This is a genomic window from Pantoea stewartii subsp. stewartii (genome assembly GCF_008801695.1).
In the GTDB taxonomy this organism is placed as follows: domain Bacteria; phylum Pseudomonadota; class Gammaproteobacteria; order Enterobacterales; family Enterobacteriaceae; genus Pantoea; species Pantoea stewartii.
In genome coordinates, this window is record NZ_VZPF01000025.1 from 1 (window position 1) to 14167 (window position 14167).

General features: G+C 49.7%; 16 protein-coding genes. 7 read left to right on the forward strand and 9 right to left on the reverse strand.

The window, feature by feature from the left end:
* Nucleotides 1-206 precede the first annotated feature (206 nt).
* The 9 genes from F7Q90_RS09065 to rfbA all read right to left on the reverse strand — a co-directional run bounded on the left by F7Q90_RS09065 (nucleotide 207) and on the right by rfbA (nucleotide 7703).
* Complete coding sequence (locus F7Q90_RS09065; protein ID WP_052310122.1) at nucleotides 207-1019, reverse strand: FkbM family methyltransferase; 813 nt, start codon at nucleotides 1017-1019, stop codon at nucleotides 207-209.
* On the reverse strand, nucleotides 1016-1312 hold the full coding sequence (locus F7Q90_RS09070) for a hypothetical protein (protein ID WP_052310123.1): 297 nt from the start codon (nucleotides 1310-1312) through the stop codon (nucleotides 1016-1018). The genes F7Q90_RS09065 and F7Q90_RS09070 overlap by 4 nt, the downstream gene beginning before the upstream one ends.
* Before the next feature lie 215 nt (nucleotides 1313-1527).
* Complete coding sequence (locus F7Q90_RS09075; protein ID WP_006118881.1) at nucleotides 1528-2637, reverse strand: Gfo/Idh/MocA family protein; 1110 nt, start codon at nucleotides 2635-2637, stop codon at nucleotides 1528-1530.
* 9 nt (nucleotides 2638-2646) lie between these two features.
* A complete protein-coding gene (locus F7Q90_RS09080; RefSeq protein ID WP_006118882.1) occupies nucleotides 2647-3813 on the reverse strand; it encodes an ATP-grasp domain-containing protein in 1167 nt (388 codons plus the stop codon).
* 597 nt (nucleotides 3814-4410) lie between these two features.
* A complete protein-coding gene (locus F7Q90_RS09085) occupies nucleotides 4411-5025 on the reverse strand; it encodes a hypothetical protein (RefSeq protein WP_237166058.1) in 615 nt (204 codons plus the stop codon).
* The gene (locus tag F7Q90_RS27125; RefSeq protein ID WP_044241909.1) at nucleotides 5022-5423 is read right to left on the reverse strand and encodes a hypothetical protein; all 402 of its coding nucleotides are present in this window, start codon (nucleotides 5421-5423) and stop codon (nucleotides 5022-5024) included. The genes F7Q90_RS09085 and F7Q90_RS27125 overlap by 4 nt, the downstream gene beginning before the upstream one ends.
* 12 nt (nucleotides 5424-5435) lie before the next feature.
* Nucleotides 5436-6302 carry a dTDP-4-dehydrorhamnose reductase gene (rfbD, locus tag F7Q90_RS09095; protein WP_006118883.1) on the reverse strand — a complete coding sequence of 289 codons (867 nt, stop codon included), beginning with the start codon at nucleotides 6300-6302 and terminating at the stop codon, nucleotides 5436-5438.
* On the reverse strand, nucleotides 6302-6835 hold the full coding sequence (gene rfbC, locus F7Q90_RS09100; protein WP_006118884.1) for a dTDP-4-dehydrorhamnose 3,5-epimerase: 534 nt from the start codon (nucleotides 6833-6835) through the stop codon (nucleotides 6302-6304). Before rfbC ends, rfbD begins: the two co-directional genes overlap by 1 nt.
* 1 nt (nucleotide 6836) lies before the next feature.
* Nucleotides 6837-7703, reverse strand: a complete 867-nt coding sequence (rfbA, locus tag F7Q90_RS09105; RefSeq protein WP_044241913.1) for a glucose-1-phosphate thymidylyltransferase RfbA — start codon at nucleotides 7701-7703, stop codon at nucleotides 6837-6839.
* A gap of 345 nt (nucleotides 7704-8048) precedes the next feature.
* Between rfbA and F7Q90_RS09110 the strand changes: the two genes are divergently transcribed.
* The 7 genes from F7Q90_RS09110 (at nucleotide 8049) to tcyN (ending at nucleotide 13965) form a co-directional block, all read left to right on the forward strand.
* A complete protein-coding gene (locus F7Q90_RS09110) occupies nucleotides 8049-9017 on the forward strand; it encodes an HNH endonuclease signature motif containing protein (protein WP_006118886.1) in 969 nt (322 codons plus the stop codon).
* Between the two features lie 143 nt (nucleotides 9018-9160).
* Entirely contained in the window at nucleotides 9161-9883 is a 723-nt protein-coding gene (locus tag F7Q90_RS09115) for an RNA polymerase sigma factor FliA (RefSeq protein WP_006118887.1), read from the forward strand.
* 50 nt (nucleotides 9884-9933) lie between these two features.
* Nucleotides 9934-10437: a flagella biosynthesis regulatory protein FliZ gene (gene fliZ, locus F7Q90_RS09120; RefSeq protein ID WP_006118888.1), complete on the forward strand. Its 504-nt coding sequence runs from the start codon at nucleotides 9934-9936 to the stop codon at nucleotides 10435-10437.
* A 191-nt stretch (nucleotides 10438-10628) separates the two neighbouring features.
* The gene (locus tag F7Q90_RS09125) at nucleotides 10629-11615 is read left to right on the forward strand and encodes a D-cysteine desulfhydrase (RefSeq protein ID WP_006118889.1); all 987 of its coding nucleotides are present in this window, start codon (nucleotides 10629-10631) and stop codon (nucleotides 11613-11615) included.
* Nucleotides 11616-11747: 132 nt separating this feature from the next.
* A complete protein-coding gene (tcyJ, locus tag F7Q90_RS09130) occupies nucleotides 11748-12548 on the forward strand; it encodes a cystine ABC transporter substrate-binding protein (RefSeq protein WP_006118890.1) in 801 nt (266 codons plus the stop codon).
* A complete protein-coding gene (tcyL, locus tag F7Q90_RS09135; protein ID WP_006118891.1) occupies nucleotides 12548-13216 on the forward strand; it encodes a cystine ABC transporter permease in 669 nt (222 codons plus the stop codon). The genes tcyJ and tcyL overlap by 1 nt, the downstream gene beginning before the upstream one ends.
* The gene (gene tcyN / locus F7Q90_RS09140; RefSeq protein WP_006118892.1) at nucleotides 13213-13965 is read left to right on the forward strand and encodes an L-cystine ABC transporter ATP-binding protein TcyN; all 753 of its coding nucleotides are present in this window, start codon (nucleotides 13213-13215) and stop codon (nucleotides 13963-13965) included. Before tcyL ends, tcyN begins: the two co-directional genes overlap by 4 nt.
* Nucleotides 13966-14167 lie beyond the last annotated feature (202 nt).

Sequence of the window (14167 nt, forward strand, 5' to 3'; positions counted from 1 at the left end):
CCTTGTTGTAGTTGCACCAGTTGGTGATTTTGAATTTCTGCTTAGCCACGGAACTGCCTGCATTATCAGGATTATGCGTGATCTGATCCTGCAACTCAGCAAAAGTTCGATTTATTCAACAAAGCCAAGGCACAGACGACGGATACAGGTAATGAGAACAATTCTGCCCGGCTGATACGCGAGAGCCGGGCTGATGCAAAAAAAAATCAGGCAGGAATCGCGTACAACACCAGTTCAAAAGCATGAACAGGATGATGGGCGCGGAGATAAAATCGATACCCGGGCATAATGCTTTTGATATAAGCAGGAATCTTTATAAGATCATCCGGTTTATGATAAGCGCTGATTGCCAACAGTGGGTAACAGCGTTGAATACTGTTTTTCGCCCCCTCCAGCGCAGAAAGCTCAGCGCCTTCAATATCCATTTTGATAAATGTCACCTTACTGTCCGCAATAACGCTATCGAGTGTGGTTAATGCGATACTGTTAGTCGTGACCTTTTCAGTAATTTTTGAATCCAACGCTTTTCCTGAGTCGAAATACAGCGTTGTCTCTTCACTCCATACGCCTGCCTGGTGGCATTCACAATACGCTTTATCCGCTGTAGCGGCACACAGCAACGGATAATTGACGTCGTCAGGTTCGAAGGCAAAGATTTTTTTCGGCGAAGGGAGTCCGCGGGTGGCCAGTGCGGCTTCGAAAGCATTCACGCTGTCACCATTATAAGCGCCACAGTCAACAAAAACCTCGGACTTACTCAACGCGACAATGTCGGTTGGGAAGTAATGGTTCTCATCATACACTGTTTTAATATAGTCAGGGCGTGCGCTAATACGCTGATTCATGAATGCGATAAACGTCTCGCGAGATTTATCATCACCAAGACTTTCATATAAGGAATGCAGGGCGTCAGCATGGGTCTGACAAAAATCATAGGAAATAATATCTTCGGTGTTTACGCCCGTAAAAGAGGGGGCATAGACCAGCACTTCAGATTGAACGTCTGATAATGAATTCAAAAACGCCGGATCCACATACTGTAGTGCAATAATAAAATTATATTTTTTTTGGTGTTGAGCAAACTTTCCAGAGGCACAACAGTCAGTTCGTTTAACGTTTGACCAGGAGAAAAATACATTTCATTGACCGCTACATAATTGATATGCAAGTGATTACGAGCCATATATTCACTGGTCTTGGTAGCCAGACAGCCTGCGCCAATGAGGACTACCGGATTACCGTTTTGGTACATTTTCTCCAGCGTAACGAGAAAATGGTTATTTTTCTCGACTATTTCACTAAGAAAACTCATGAGGAACTCCGTTATATTTTATCTTTTTATTGTTTAAAGGGGCTTTGTTGAATAATAGGTAATCATTCTGTTTTGTCTGCACTGTTTTGGTAGAAAACGCTGATGCCAGACAGAACACCGTCATACGCAAGCATGTAACGCATTGATTTTATGTTATCTGAAACAACCGTTTTCATAGTACCACAGCATAAAATCCATTTATTCAACAAAGCCGTTTAAAGGGTACATTTTTGCTGACTTGTTGCACTTTTCGCGGCACTTTCAAGAAAGTGAAGCCCGCGAGCCGCAACGTCTGAACCCATCACGTAATCGTTAGGTTCCCCTCTCAATGCAGAGGCAATGTCAGCATAATAATTGGCAAATGCTTCAATAAAGCCAGCAGGGTGACCCGCTTTAAAACGGCAGTAACGTGCATCAGCAGCAACAATGTTGTCATTGGCTGTGCGATCGATAACAGAACGACTGCCTTGCAAACCGCTGACATACAGGAATTCAGGATCCATCTGGAGCCATTCTGCGCTGCCCTGACTTCCCATGACGCGAATCCGCAGGCCATTTCGGTATCCCAGAGCGGCTTTGCCATACCAGTAATTACACGTCATACCGCTTTGATAACGCGATAAGATATGTACGGTGTCGATAACGCCGGGAATTTTGGCGTACGTATCATTGATCGCATAAATATCTACGGCGTGATCCCCGGTGATAAATTCAATAAGCTGGTGAACATGAACGCCAAGATCGAGCGAAACGGTTGGAATGACGGCATCCTGCTGCCGCCATCTCTGCGGTTTTGGCACATCGCCATGCTGATTATGGCGTGCAAAACCTTCCTGAGGCATTTCAACCATGACCTGCTGAATGGCCCCGAAATCGCCGCGCTGTACGCGCTTTTGCAGTTCGCGCACCATGGGATAGCCACTGTAATTGTAAGTGACAAACAATTTTGCCTGATGTTGGTGCTCGCTGTTCATGATGTGCAAAGCGCTTTGATGACTTTCAACCATCGCCTTTTCGCAAATTACAGCCAGACCGTTTTCGAAACAGGCGGTGATAATTTCATGATGGTCAGGGGTGGGTGTTAACACCGCAACTGCATCAAGATGATGGCGCTCCTGCAAAATAAACGCCTGAATACTGTCGTAAATACGTTCAGGATGAATATTCCAGCTCTCACCCGTGTGACGATTCTGCTCAGGATTGCGGCTAAAACAGCCCGCCACAAGCGTAAAATCCCCGTCGAGCTGAGAGGCAATTTTATGGGTAAGACCAATAGCCGAATTCGCGCCACCGCCAATAAAACCAAGTTGTAGTCGTTTTTTCATATCGGTTTCCTAGTACTTACCAAGCGTAAAAAAATCTTTTAATTGTGGTGTGAAGCGGGCCAGTTCATCACGTTGGTGGAATTCAGCAAAAATAAGCGCGGCGCGATCGTGAGGCGCGCGCTGGATTCTCTCGCCTGTTTTCTTAAGTGGCAGAAAGGAAAGGATATTGGCCGGTAATGCTGCGAAGCTGACGGAGGTAAAGGTTTGTTCCTGATCAACGGACACAGTATGGCGAGCGATTAATCTGACATGTTCGGGACGCCGACTGGCTGGCGTAAAAGGCGTGCCGGTAAAGGCATGGGTGAACCAGAGTGAATAAGGCGTGTCTGTAGAGTATTCAATGAGTTGATTATACAGGTCACCCGGGCATCGGCGTGTCATTTCTATCAGAGAAAAGCTTTTACCATCCGAGATAAACTGAGTGTGCAGTAAACCATCACAAAGCCCGAGCTCATCAACGAGTGCCTGTATACAGTCGCTGACCTGGTCTTTTATCGACGCAGGAAGATTGAGGCTGAGGCTACTACTGTTTACCTGCCAGGGATAAACGGTACAAAATTCATCAACAAAATATTCGACCGCCACTTTTCCATTCACGATAAAAGCGGAGTGGCTGTGTAAATCACCGGCTATCCAGCGCTCTATAAGTGCCTGGCCACAGGATGATGCCGCACAGGCGTCTCGCCAGGCGGCGGAGATGTGTTCGCGCTCAGTCACCAGTGAAATCCCTAATCCGCTGTAGGAATCGACAGGTTTTATCATCAACGGTAACGGAAGTTGCGCCGCCTCTTCAGGACAGCTCACGGCCACAGGGACTGGATAACCCTTCTTCTGTGCCCACTGGCGGAAGACGTCTTTTTTAAAAATAATTTCTGCTACATCAGGGCGATCAAAACCGCGTAAGCCCATTGCCTCAGCGACACTGGCACCCGTAAGGTAAGACACATCGGTAACACCAGGCAGAAGTGATGTAATATTGAGTGATTTCGCCAGGGTCAGTACGTCCTGTACGTTGGCATAATTCAGGCAAAAAGAGTGGGCCGCGAGTTGATGACCCGGATCCTGCGGTTTGCCGCTGCATACGGCTGTTTCATAACCGGAATGCTTAAGTGCCATCAAAAGAGGCATGGCAGCAAAACCGGCATCCAGCATAAGTGCTTTTTTATTACTGCTCATTATGATTTGCCTGAGGTGGTGCAGCTAACACATTGTTTAGCTGGCAAAGTTTTTTCCTGGTATGGATGGGGTGCCAGGCGCGCTTTTATAGCAGATTGTAATCCCGGCAGGCCGAACTGATGCCGTAAATAAAGCCCTTTTTAGTGTGTATTTAACGCAAACGGGGACAGGCAGGCCCGTCAGGAACCGCGCTTCTTTCTGGCGGCAACGTGAATGTTTTATGCAGAGTCATAATGACCGGAATGGCAGAGACAGGCAGACGCCACAAAGCGATATAACGCTGTATTAATACAGTAAAGCAACATCGCAGTATTGATTGCATTGCCGCCGTGACTGAATGGTACTGTTTTGTGTGCTGACAAGCCTGATCGATAAGATGCATCTTCAGGCTTACAGCAAAGGCTCAGAGGTTTTGATAGCCGGATTTCAGGCTACGATAGGCTTTGTTGAATAAATGGATTTTATGCTGTGGTACTATGAAAACGGTTGTTTCAGATAACATAAAATCAATGCGTTACATGCTTGCGTATGACGGTGTTCTGTCTGGCATCAGCGTTTTCTACCAAAACAGTGCAGACAAAACAGAATGATTACCTATTATTCAACAAAGCCGCTACGATAATAAGTGGAACGCAGTAAGGCTTCTGAGAGTTGTTCACGCGGTTGTGAAGAAAAGAAGTGATAGTTAATTTTACAGGCCAGAGAAAGCCCTGTTTCGCGCATCATGAAATAATGCTGTTCGCCACTGCCTACCTCTGGAGCAATATAGTTTTTGAGCAAATCGTTGCCGCCAAGATCGAAGTTCTTATTCTCTTTAAATAAATCAAAAAAGATTGCACTAAAGAAAATGCTTAAATGTTTGTTATTGGGGTGGCTTACCGTGCTGTAGCAATGTTTATCTTTTAACAGGGCGTCCCGATAAAAGTCTGAATAATCAAACGCCACCTTACCTTCTTTGAACAACCGCTGGTAGCGATTAGCGTCGTCCATGATCATGTTATGCGGCCTGGCCGCGTCGTAACTGACATTGTGGTACGCAGTAACGGCATCCGCACAGGCATGTGCGGTCAGATAAAGATGCAAAAAACGGTAATCGACATACACCATCAAATCGGGCACGGCAGCAGAATAATACCCTAACTGCGGTGCTGATACGCTTGATTCCATTGTGGGTAATATGCGGATAGGCTTTGTTGAATAATAGGTAATCATTCTGTTTTGTCTGCACTGTTTTGGTAGAAAACGCTGATGCCAGACAGAACACCGTCATACGCAAGCATGTAACGCATTGATTTTATGTTATCTGAAACAACCGTTTTCATAGTACCACAGCATAAAATCCATTTATTCAACAAAGCCATGCGGATATCGAAATACTCGGTCAGCTTCGCGGTTGACAGCAAACCCCAGCGTTCAGAATGATACTGCATATAAATATGATCGCAGCTTTCAAGTTCGTGCATCAGATTGATAATGTCTCGCTGAGCATCAAGTTTATACAGAGGTGTATTAACAACGTGTGTTATTGCGCCACGATGAAGCTCAGAATAATTACTTAATAACTGACCAACGACTTCGAGCTGACAGTTACCAATCGTTGCTACTTTCATTCAATTATCTCCTTATAAAGTATTCGCGTAGGGAAAGGGTGTTGCCAGGTGATTCAGACAGAGGCGAAGTTTATCCTGCCAGTCTGAGGGGGGGATGCCGATGGTGCTGAGAGCGTCACTGTTCATCACACTGCGCGCCGGCCGAATCGCCGCAGACGGATAGTGCGAGCTGATAATGCCATGCACGACCACGTCCTGTTGCGCCGCGACAAATATTGTCTGAGCGAATTCGCACCAGCTGACGGCAACGTCGCCACAGTAATGGTAAAGGCCGCGCTTTTCGGGCATGTCGGCGAGCGTGATCATGGCCTGGGCTAAATCACCCGCGTAGGTCGGACAGCCATACTGATCGTTCACCACATGTAACTCGGAACGCGTCTGCGCCAGACGAAGCATGGTACTGACGAAGTTATTACCGTATTCGCTGAACATCCATGAGGTACGAATCACAATCGCCTCGGGCAGGACCTCAAAGACGCGCTTTTCACCTTCCCACTTACTCAGGCCGTAAAAATTAATCGGGCAGGGCGGATCCTGTTCGGTATAGGGCGTTTTTTTCACCCCGTCGAAAACATAATCTGTGGAAATATGAATGAAACGCGCCCCGATCATTTTGGCGGCCTGAGCCAGATTTTCAGGGCCAATCGCATTGATCTTTAAGGCTCGTGTCCGGTCGGTTTCTGCCTTGTCAACGGCGGTATAAGCCGCTGCATTCATAATGACATCGGGCTTAAATTTTTTAACCACGCGCACAACGGCAACGCGATCGGTAATATCCAGTTCCGCCGAACCACACGCCAGCGTGATCCAGTCGGCGGGAAAACGATCCAGTAAACAACGCTCTAACTGGCCATAAGCACCCGTGAGTAAAACGCGCATTACATCAACTCCTGCAACGAGAGTCCTTGTTGATCTTTTACCGACAGAATCGGCTGTTCGACAGGCCATTGAATCGCAACATCGGGGTCATTCCACATCAGACAGGCTTCATCCTTAGGGTTGTAATATTGAGTACATTTATATTCAAAGTCAGCCATGTCCGAGAGCACGACGAAACCGTGCGCGAGCCCTGGTGGGACCCATAGCTGAGTTTTATTCTCTTCTGAAAGCAAAATACTGACCCACTGACCATAGGTGGGCGAATTTGGGCGGATATCGACGGCGACATCAAAGACTTCTCCGCGCACCACGCGTACCAGTTTGCCTTGAGGCTCTGTTTTCTGGAAATGTAAGCCGCGTAAGACGTGCCGTGCAGAGCGGGAATAATTATCCTGAACAAATTCAAGGTCGGTTTGCAGGAGATCCTGATAACGGCGTTTTTCAAAGGTTTCCAAAAAGAAACCGCGCGCGTCGCCATATACGGCCGGCTGAATAATTTTAACGTCAGCAATGTGGGTTGCTTTAACTTCCACGTTATTCCTCCACCAGCATTTTTAAATATTGGCCGTACTGTGTTTTGCCAAGATAATGCGCACGCTTTAACAGCGCGTTGTTGTCTGTCCAGCCTTTACGCCAGGCGATTTCTTCCAGACAGGCGATTTTAAATCCCTGACGTTTTTCAATGGTGTGAATGAAATGAGAGGCCTCAAGCAGGCTTTCATGTGTGCCTGTATCCAACCAGGCAAAACCGCGGCCCAGGATTACAACGTTAAGTAAGCCATCATTAAGGTACATCTGATTGAGCGTGGTAATTTCCAGCTCGCCCCGTTCAGACGGTCGCACTTCACGCGCCATGGCGCAGACGTTGTTGTCATAAAAATACAACCCCGTCACGGCATAGTTGGATTTCGGTACGGCGGGTTTTTCTTCGATGGAAAGGGCGCGGAACTGCTTGTCAAATTGCACTACGCCAAAGCGCTCCGGATCCATCACCTGATAACCAAATACGGTTGCGCCCTGATCGCGTGCAACGACATCTTCCAGCTTCTTACCGAAGCTTTGACCAAAGAAAATATTATCGCCGAGTACCAGCGCGCAGCGTTCACCGGCAACAAATGACTCACCAATAATAAACGCCTGAGCCAGACCATCAGGCGACGGCTGAACCGCATACTGCAAATTAACACCAAAATGCGAACCATCACCAAGCAGGCGCTGAAACCCAGCCGGATCTTCCGGTGTGGTGATGACCAGAATGTCCTGGATCCCCGCGAGCATTAAGACGGAAAGGGGATAATAGATCATGGGCTTGTCATAGACCGGCAGCAGTTGCTTAGAGACGCCACAGGTCACCGGATGCAGTCGGGAACCGGTTCCGCCTGCCAGTACTATGCCTTTCATCATTCGCTTCCTTCATAACTCGTCTGCGCGTGCAGCGTGATAGTGAAAGAATACGAGTGTTCGAGTGAAAGTAATGGCACGAATAACCGACAAAAAAGCGGGTAAAGTCAAGGATAAGTCCGTCCCCGTATCCATAGCGGCTAATGAAATAAATCAGCATAAGCGAAGCGGGCACATTTTATCGCGCAGTAATGCAAATCGCGTCAGCCAGACGGAAGTGATTGTGGATTAGAGTTTTCGGCGCGATAAAAGTTGGATAAACGTTACAGTTCATACAGATGGTGCCGATAACACTCTTCAGGATAAGTTTAATTTGGCTACAACTTCGCGTGTTCTGGGGTGGTTATGCGCTTCAACTATGACCTGCTACCGGGTGAACGGCTTTCCTTCGAGGAGATCGCCCGGCGCTATGCACAGCAATACCCTGATGAGAAAGAATTAACAGCGCGAGCGCTGCTGAGTCCTTCGACCAGCTTTCGGACGCTAAAGATTCGTGCTGTCTTCGCACAGGAAGAGAGCAACAGTCCGCTGGAAGACCTGTTATTTATTGCGAACGACAATGAACGTAAAAATTACCTGCGCCGTTTTGAGTATTACCTGAAGCAGCAGGCTCCTTTTCACTATTTCCGCCGGGGAGAGCAGGACAAAGCGGAGAATTTGTGGAAAGTGATCGGCCAAAGCTACGTATATGCCATGATCGATCCCCATTCAGCACAGGCGCAGAACCTGATTAACAGCCGGGGATACAAACTGGTGCTGATGCGAGAAGACGGCGACGATGCCTGGTGGCAGTTGTTTAACATGCACTCCAATCCGTGCTTTCCGCAATCACAGCGTATCCAGTTTATTGTGGTACTGAGTACACCCGGACATAAAACACCCGCCGCAGTGATGCCTGGTACTGAAGTCGGGCGGCGGGTAAAGGCTAAAGTGCTGCAGCGAGCCAGCCAGGCCGAATTTATGGCCGCCGTGAAAGCCCGTTATGGTGCCTGTGTCATTACCGGCACCAGCCTGATCGATCAGCATCCGTGGCCATGGGTGGAAGCCTGCCATATTGATACGCGAGAGAATGATGAAGGTTTTCTGGCGGATAACAGTGTGGATAACGGATTATTCCTGCGCAGCGATTTACAGCGACTTTTTGTTAACCGAATGATTAGTATTGATGGTGATTCCGGCAAGGTCCGTTTTAATGGGGATGAAAAAACCCGCGAAAGCATTAGCCCTTTTTATCAGGAAATGGAAGGGCAGGTTTGTGCTTTATGGGACAGCGTGCCCTCCGCCACTCGTCAACGTTTACTGTCATTAGGTTAGCCTGTTGAGACAGAGCGGAATCTTCCGCTCTGAAACATCACAAATTTGAAATAACCTCGGTTTATCCCGCCTATTCTGCCAATCGAAAGTCCTACAGAATTGCATAATCATGCCGATAACTTCATTAACGCAGGGTAGTCAACGTGAACGATCTCTATACCGCCGAAGGCGTGATGGACAAACATTCGCTCTGGCAGCGCTACGTCCCACTGGTGCGTCATGAAGCACTGCGCTTGCAGGTTCGCCTGCCTGCCAGTGTGGAACTTGACGATCTGCTGCAAGCCGGGGGCATTGGTCTGTTGAATGCGGTGGAGCGCTACGACGCGCTTCAGGGTACCGCCTTTACCACGTATGCAGTCCAGCGCATTCGTGGCGCAATGCTTGATGAGCTTCGCAGCCGGGACTGGGCGCCACGCAGCGTCAGACGTAATGCACGTGAGGTAGCCGGAGCCATGCATCAGGTTGAGCAGATGCTGGGTCGGGCCGCTTCCGAGCAGGAAGTCGCGCAACAGTTGAATGTTTCGATAGAAGAGTACCGGCAGATTCTGTTGGATACCAACAACAGTCAGCTCTTTTCATACGACGAGTATCGGGAAGAACACGGTGACAGTGCGGAGCTGGTGACGGAAGGGCACGAAGAGGCCAATCCACTTCATCAGTTAATGGAAGGGAGTCTGCGTGAACGCGTCATAGAAGCGATCGAGGCGTTGCCTGAGCGCGAGAAAATGGTGCTGACACTGTACTACCAGGAAGAACTGAATCTTAAAGAGATTGGCGCGGTACTTGATGTCGGGGAATCCCGGGTCAGCCAACTGCACAGTCAGGCGATTAAACGCTTGCGTGCCCGACTTACGGGAGCGCGCTAGAAGGCTCAGTTCCTGGAGATCTATAAATATAAGAAATCGGGGACTCAACAGTGGGAGCCAAAACCAAAGCCAGACCTTTAAGTCGCTATCTTAAAGACTATAAACACAGCCAAACCAATTGTTCACACTGTGGCAAAGTACTAGACCGAATGGCGCTGGTTTTTCGTGGCCAGATCATCAATAAAGAGGCCATCGCACGGATGGACCAAATGATTGATGAGCCACTCTGGCTAAAACTGCAGCCAGAATTAACGGCACTTTGTCGTTTTTGCAGCGATATTTTTTGTAATACACATCCTAACTATTTTGACATTATGGCGTTTAAACAATATCTGTTCGAGCAGACGGAAATGAGCCCAAGCACGATTCGTGAGTATGTGGTTCGGTTACGTCGGCTTGACGATACGCTGAAGGCGCGAAATTTTCCGGCAGAAAAACTGAAAGGCAATAGCTGGCATCAATGCCTGGAAGAAGATTTACCCGATGCAGGCAACAATAATTATCGAATTGCGCTGCGCAAATACGACCAGTTCTTAGGCTGGCAGCAACGTTAAGGGAAAAATGCCGGGCACAGGATGCACGGTCAGTCGATTTCCCGCCCCACGTTTCTTCTCACCATCGGAAGAAACGTGGGGATGTTGTGCATTCCCGTCTTCCACGTTCCTGACCTCAATTCAGGATGATCCTTTCTTCATCTTCTGTAACACTGTAATGATAACTGCTCTGTGCCTGACTGGAGGCCGCATTGTCTTTACATCTTATTCATCAGTTTCCCCGTATTGAACTTCTGGGTGCGCCCACGCCTCTGGAATTTTTGCCCCGTCTGTCGGACTTCTTAGGTCGTGACATTTTTATCAAACGCGACGATGTAACGCCGCTGGCGCTGGGCGGCAACAAACTGCGCAAGCTGGAGTTCCTGGCGGCCGATGCGCTGCGTGAGGGGGCCGATGTGCTGCTCACCGCCGGTGCGATCCAGTCCAACCACGTGCGTCAGACCGCTGCGGTCGCGGCCAAACTTGGGCTGAAATGCGTGGCATTACTCGAAAACCCCATCGCGACCCAGAGCGAGAATTACCTCACTAACGGTAACCGGCTGCTGCTGGAACTGATGGACGTTGACGTGGTGATGGTTGAGGCACTGACCGATCCTGCCGCACAACTGGCGGAACAGGCGGAACGCCTTGAGGCGCAGGGTTTTCGACCCTATACCCTGCCTGTTGGTGGATCAAACGCGCTAGGCGCGCTGGGTTACGTAGAGTGCGCCCAGGAGATCGTGCATCAAAGTGAAGGCGTGGTGGACTTTGCTGCGGTAGTCGTCGCGTCTGGCAGTGCCGGAACGCATGCGGGGCTGGCCATTGGGCTGGAACACCTCATGCCGCAAACCGAGCTGGTGGGCGTGACCGTATCCCGTCAGCGTGATGAACAGCTGCCGAAAGTGGATGCTATTCGTCAGGCGCTGGCATCGCAGTTGTCGGTAGAGGCAAAGGCGCCGGTGACGCTGTGGGATGACTACTTTGGGCCACGCTATGGCGAGCCAAATGAAGAGGGCACAGAGGCGATCAAGCTGCTGGCCCGGCTGGAAGGCCTGCTGCTCGACCCGGTTTATACTGGCAAAGCGATGGCGGGGTTAATTGACGGGATCAGTCAGAATCGTTTCCGCCGCGAAGGACCGCTCCTGTTTGTGCATACCGGCGGTGCGCCCGCGTTATTTGCTTATCACCCTTCGGTCTGAGACGTCGCGAAAAAAAGGTTTATAATCCGGCCGTTATTTTGCTGTCTCAGGTAAATAACGCCCATAATGACAGAGCGGCAAACGGGGTTTAGCCGCTCAACAGCACACTCACGAATAATAAATGGGGTACACATGGCTTTCTCACAGATTCGTCGCCAGCTGGTGACGGGAATGATGGCGGTTGCGCTGGTTGCTGGCGTTAGTGTTAAAACCTTTGCCGCAGAAGATTTGCTGCAGCAAGTGAAAAGTAAAGGCGAACTGCGTGTGGGCCTGGAAGGCACCTATCCGCCTTTCAGTTTCCAGGATGAAAAAGGCAAGCTGACCGGATTTGAGGTGGAGTTCGCCCAGGACCTGGCGAAACACATGGGTGTGAAAGCCGTGCTGAAACCGACAAAATGGGATGGCATGCTGGCCGCGCTGGATTCCAAACGTATCGATGTGGTGATTAATCAGGTCACCATTTCCGATGAGCGTAAAAAGAAATATGACTTCTCCACGCCGTACACCATTTCGGGCGTGCAGGCGCTGACGCTGAAGAAAAATGCCGGCAGCATCACCCGCCCCGAAGATCTGGCAGGTAAAAAAGTGGGTGTCGGTCTGGGCACCAACTACGAGCAGTGGTTACGTGCAAACGTGAAAGGTGTCGATGTTCGTACCTATGATGACGATCCTACCAAATACCAGGATCTGCGTTCAGGTCGCGTTGATGCGATTCTGGTGGACCGTCTGGCGGCACTGGATCTGGTGAAGAAAACCAGTGACACGATGGCCGTTGCTGGCCCTGCGTTCTCGCGTCTTGAAGCGGGCGTTGCACTGCGTAAAGGTAACGAAGATTTACTGAAAGCCATTAACCAGGCGATTGCAGAGATGCAGAAAGACGGCACGCTCAAAAAGCTGTCTGAGAAATGGTTTGGCGCGGACGTTACGCAATAATGCAGGAAAGTTTACAACTGGTGCTGGAGTCAGCACCATTCCTTCTTAAAGGCGCGCTGTTTACGCTTCAGCTCAGTATTGGCGGGATGTTTTTTGGGCTGATACTGGGCTTTGTGCTGGCGCTGATGCGCTTGTCGCGCTTTTGGCCCATCAGCTGGCTGGCACGTATCTACGTGTCGATTTTTCGTGGCACGCCGCTTATCGCTCAGTTGTTTATGATCTACTACGGTCTGCCCCAGTTTGGCATTGAGCTGGATCCAATTCCTTCCGCGATGATTGGCTTGTCGCTGAATACAGCAGCCTATGCATCGGAATCGCTTCGTGGTGCCATTGCGGCGATTGAGCGCGGCCAGTGGGAAGCGGCGGCCAGCATTGGCATGACGCCGTGGCAAACGCTGCGCAGGGTTATTTTGCCTCAGGCTGCCCGTACCGCTTTACCGCCATTGGGTAACAGCTTCATCAGCCTGGTCAAAGATACCTCACTGGCGGCGACCATTCAGGTACCGGAGTTATTTCGTCAGGCCCAGTTGATTACCTCACGTACGCTGGAGGTATTTACGATGTATCTGGCGGCCTCGGTTATCTACTGGATCATGGCTACCGTGCTGTCTGCCTTACAGAACCGGCTCGAAGCACACGTTAACCGTCAGGATCAGGAGGCGAAATGAGTGCCATTGAAGTACGCCAACTGGTGAAACAGTTTAACGGCCAAACGGTACTGCACGGCATCGATCTGGATGTTGCGCCGGGTGAAATTGTGGCGATTATCGGCCCGAGCGGATCCGGTAAAACGACGCTGTTGCGCAGCATCAACCTGCTTGAAGTGCCTGAGGCCGGGCGCATCAAAGTCGGTGATATTACGATTGACGCCAGTCTGGGGATCAATAAGCAGAAAGAACAGGTGCGCCAACTCCGTCAGCAGGTGGGGTTTGTGTTTCAGAACTTCAATTTGTTTCCGCATCGCTCGGTGCTGGAAAACATTATTGAGGGGCCGGTCATCGTCAAAGGCGAAACCAAAGCGGACGCGGTTGCACGGGCGCGTGGCCTGCTTGAAAAAGTGGGATTGCAGGGTAAAGAAGACAGCTATCCACGTCGTCTTTCCGGCGGACAGCAACAACGTGTTGCCATTGCCCGCGCGCTTGCCATGCGGCCTGAAGTCATTTTGTTTGATGAACCGACCTCGGCGCTGGATCCCGAGCTGGTGGGCGAAGTGCTGAATACGATCCGGGCGCTGGCGCAGGAAAAGCGCACGATGGTGATTGTGACCCATGAGATGAGCTTTGCCCGTGATGTCGCTGACCGGGCGATTTTCATGGATCAGGGCCGCGTGGTAGAACAGGGCCCGGCCAAAGCGTTGTTCAGCGCTCCTCAGCAGGCACGTACCCGACAGTTTCTGGATAAATTTCTTAATCAATAATCCCCAAAATGCCGCCCGACACGGGCGGCGTTTTATTTATTTTTTTCCTGCCTGCGCGCTCAGTTTCTTCTGAAAATTTACGGCTGGTCTTTCCTTAACCTGTTGTTATCGCTTCGGTTATACTAAATGATATTTCAATGACGTAACAGAGTGTAAATTTTAAGACCTCCCCGATTGAGGTGACAGTGAAAATATTAATAAT

Bases quoted from the DNA above. Each gene is read 5' to 3' on its own strand.
- tcyL (WP_006118891.1), top strand. From the start codon at position 12,548: ATGCAGGAAAGTTTACAACTGGTGCTGGAGTCAGCACCATTCCTTCTT.
- rfbD (WP_006118883.1), bottom strand. From the start codon at position 6,302: ATGCGCGTTTTACTCACGGGTGCTTATGGCCAGTTAGAGCGTTGTTTA.
- F7Q90_RS27125 (WP_044241909.1), bottom strand. From the start codon at position 5,423: ATGAAAGTAGCAACGATTGGTAACTGTCAGCTCGAAGTCGTTGGTCAG.
- tcyN (WP_006118892.1), top strand. From the start codon at position 13,213: ATGAGTGCCATTGAAGTACGCCAACTGGTGAAACAGTTTAACGGCCAA.
- F7Q90_RS09085 (WP_237166058.1), bottom strand. From the start codon at position 5,025: ATGATTACCTATTATTCAACAAAGCCTATCCGCATATTACCCACAATG.
- F7Q90_RS09080 (WP_006118882.1), bottom strand. From the start codon at position 3,813: ATGAGCAGTAATAAAAAAGCACTTATGCTGGATGCCGGTTTTGCTGCC.
- F7Q90_RS09075 (WP_006118881.1), bottom strand. From the start codon at position 2,637: ATGAAAAAACGACTACAACTTGGTTTTATTGGCGGTGGCGCGAATTCG.
- F7Q90_RS09110 (WP_006118886.1), top strand. From the start codon at position 8,049: ATGCGCTTCAACTATGACCTGCTACCGGGTGAACGGCTTTCCTTCGAG.
- F7Q90_RS09070 (WP_052310123.1), bottom strand. From the start codon at position 1,312: ATGAGTTTTCTTAGTGAAATAGTCGAGAAAAATAACCATTTTCTCGTT.
- rfbA (WP_044241913.1), bottom strand. From the start codon at position 7,703: ATGAAAGGCATAGTACTGGCAGGCGGAACCGGTTCCCGACTGCATCCG.
- tcyJ (WP_006118890.1), top strand. From the start codon at position 11,748: ATGGCTTTCTCACAGATTCGTCGCCAGCTGGTGACGGGAATGATGGCG.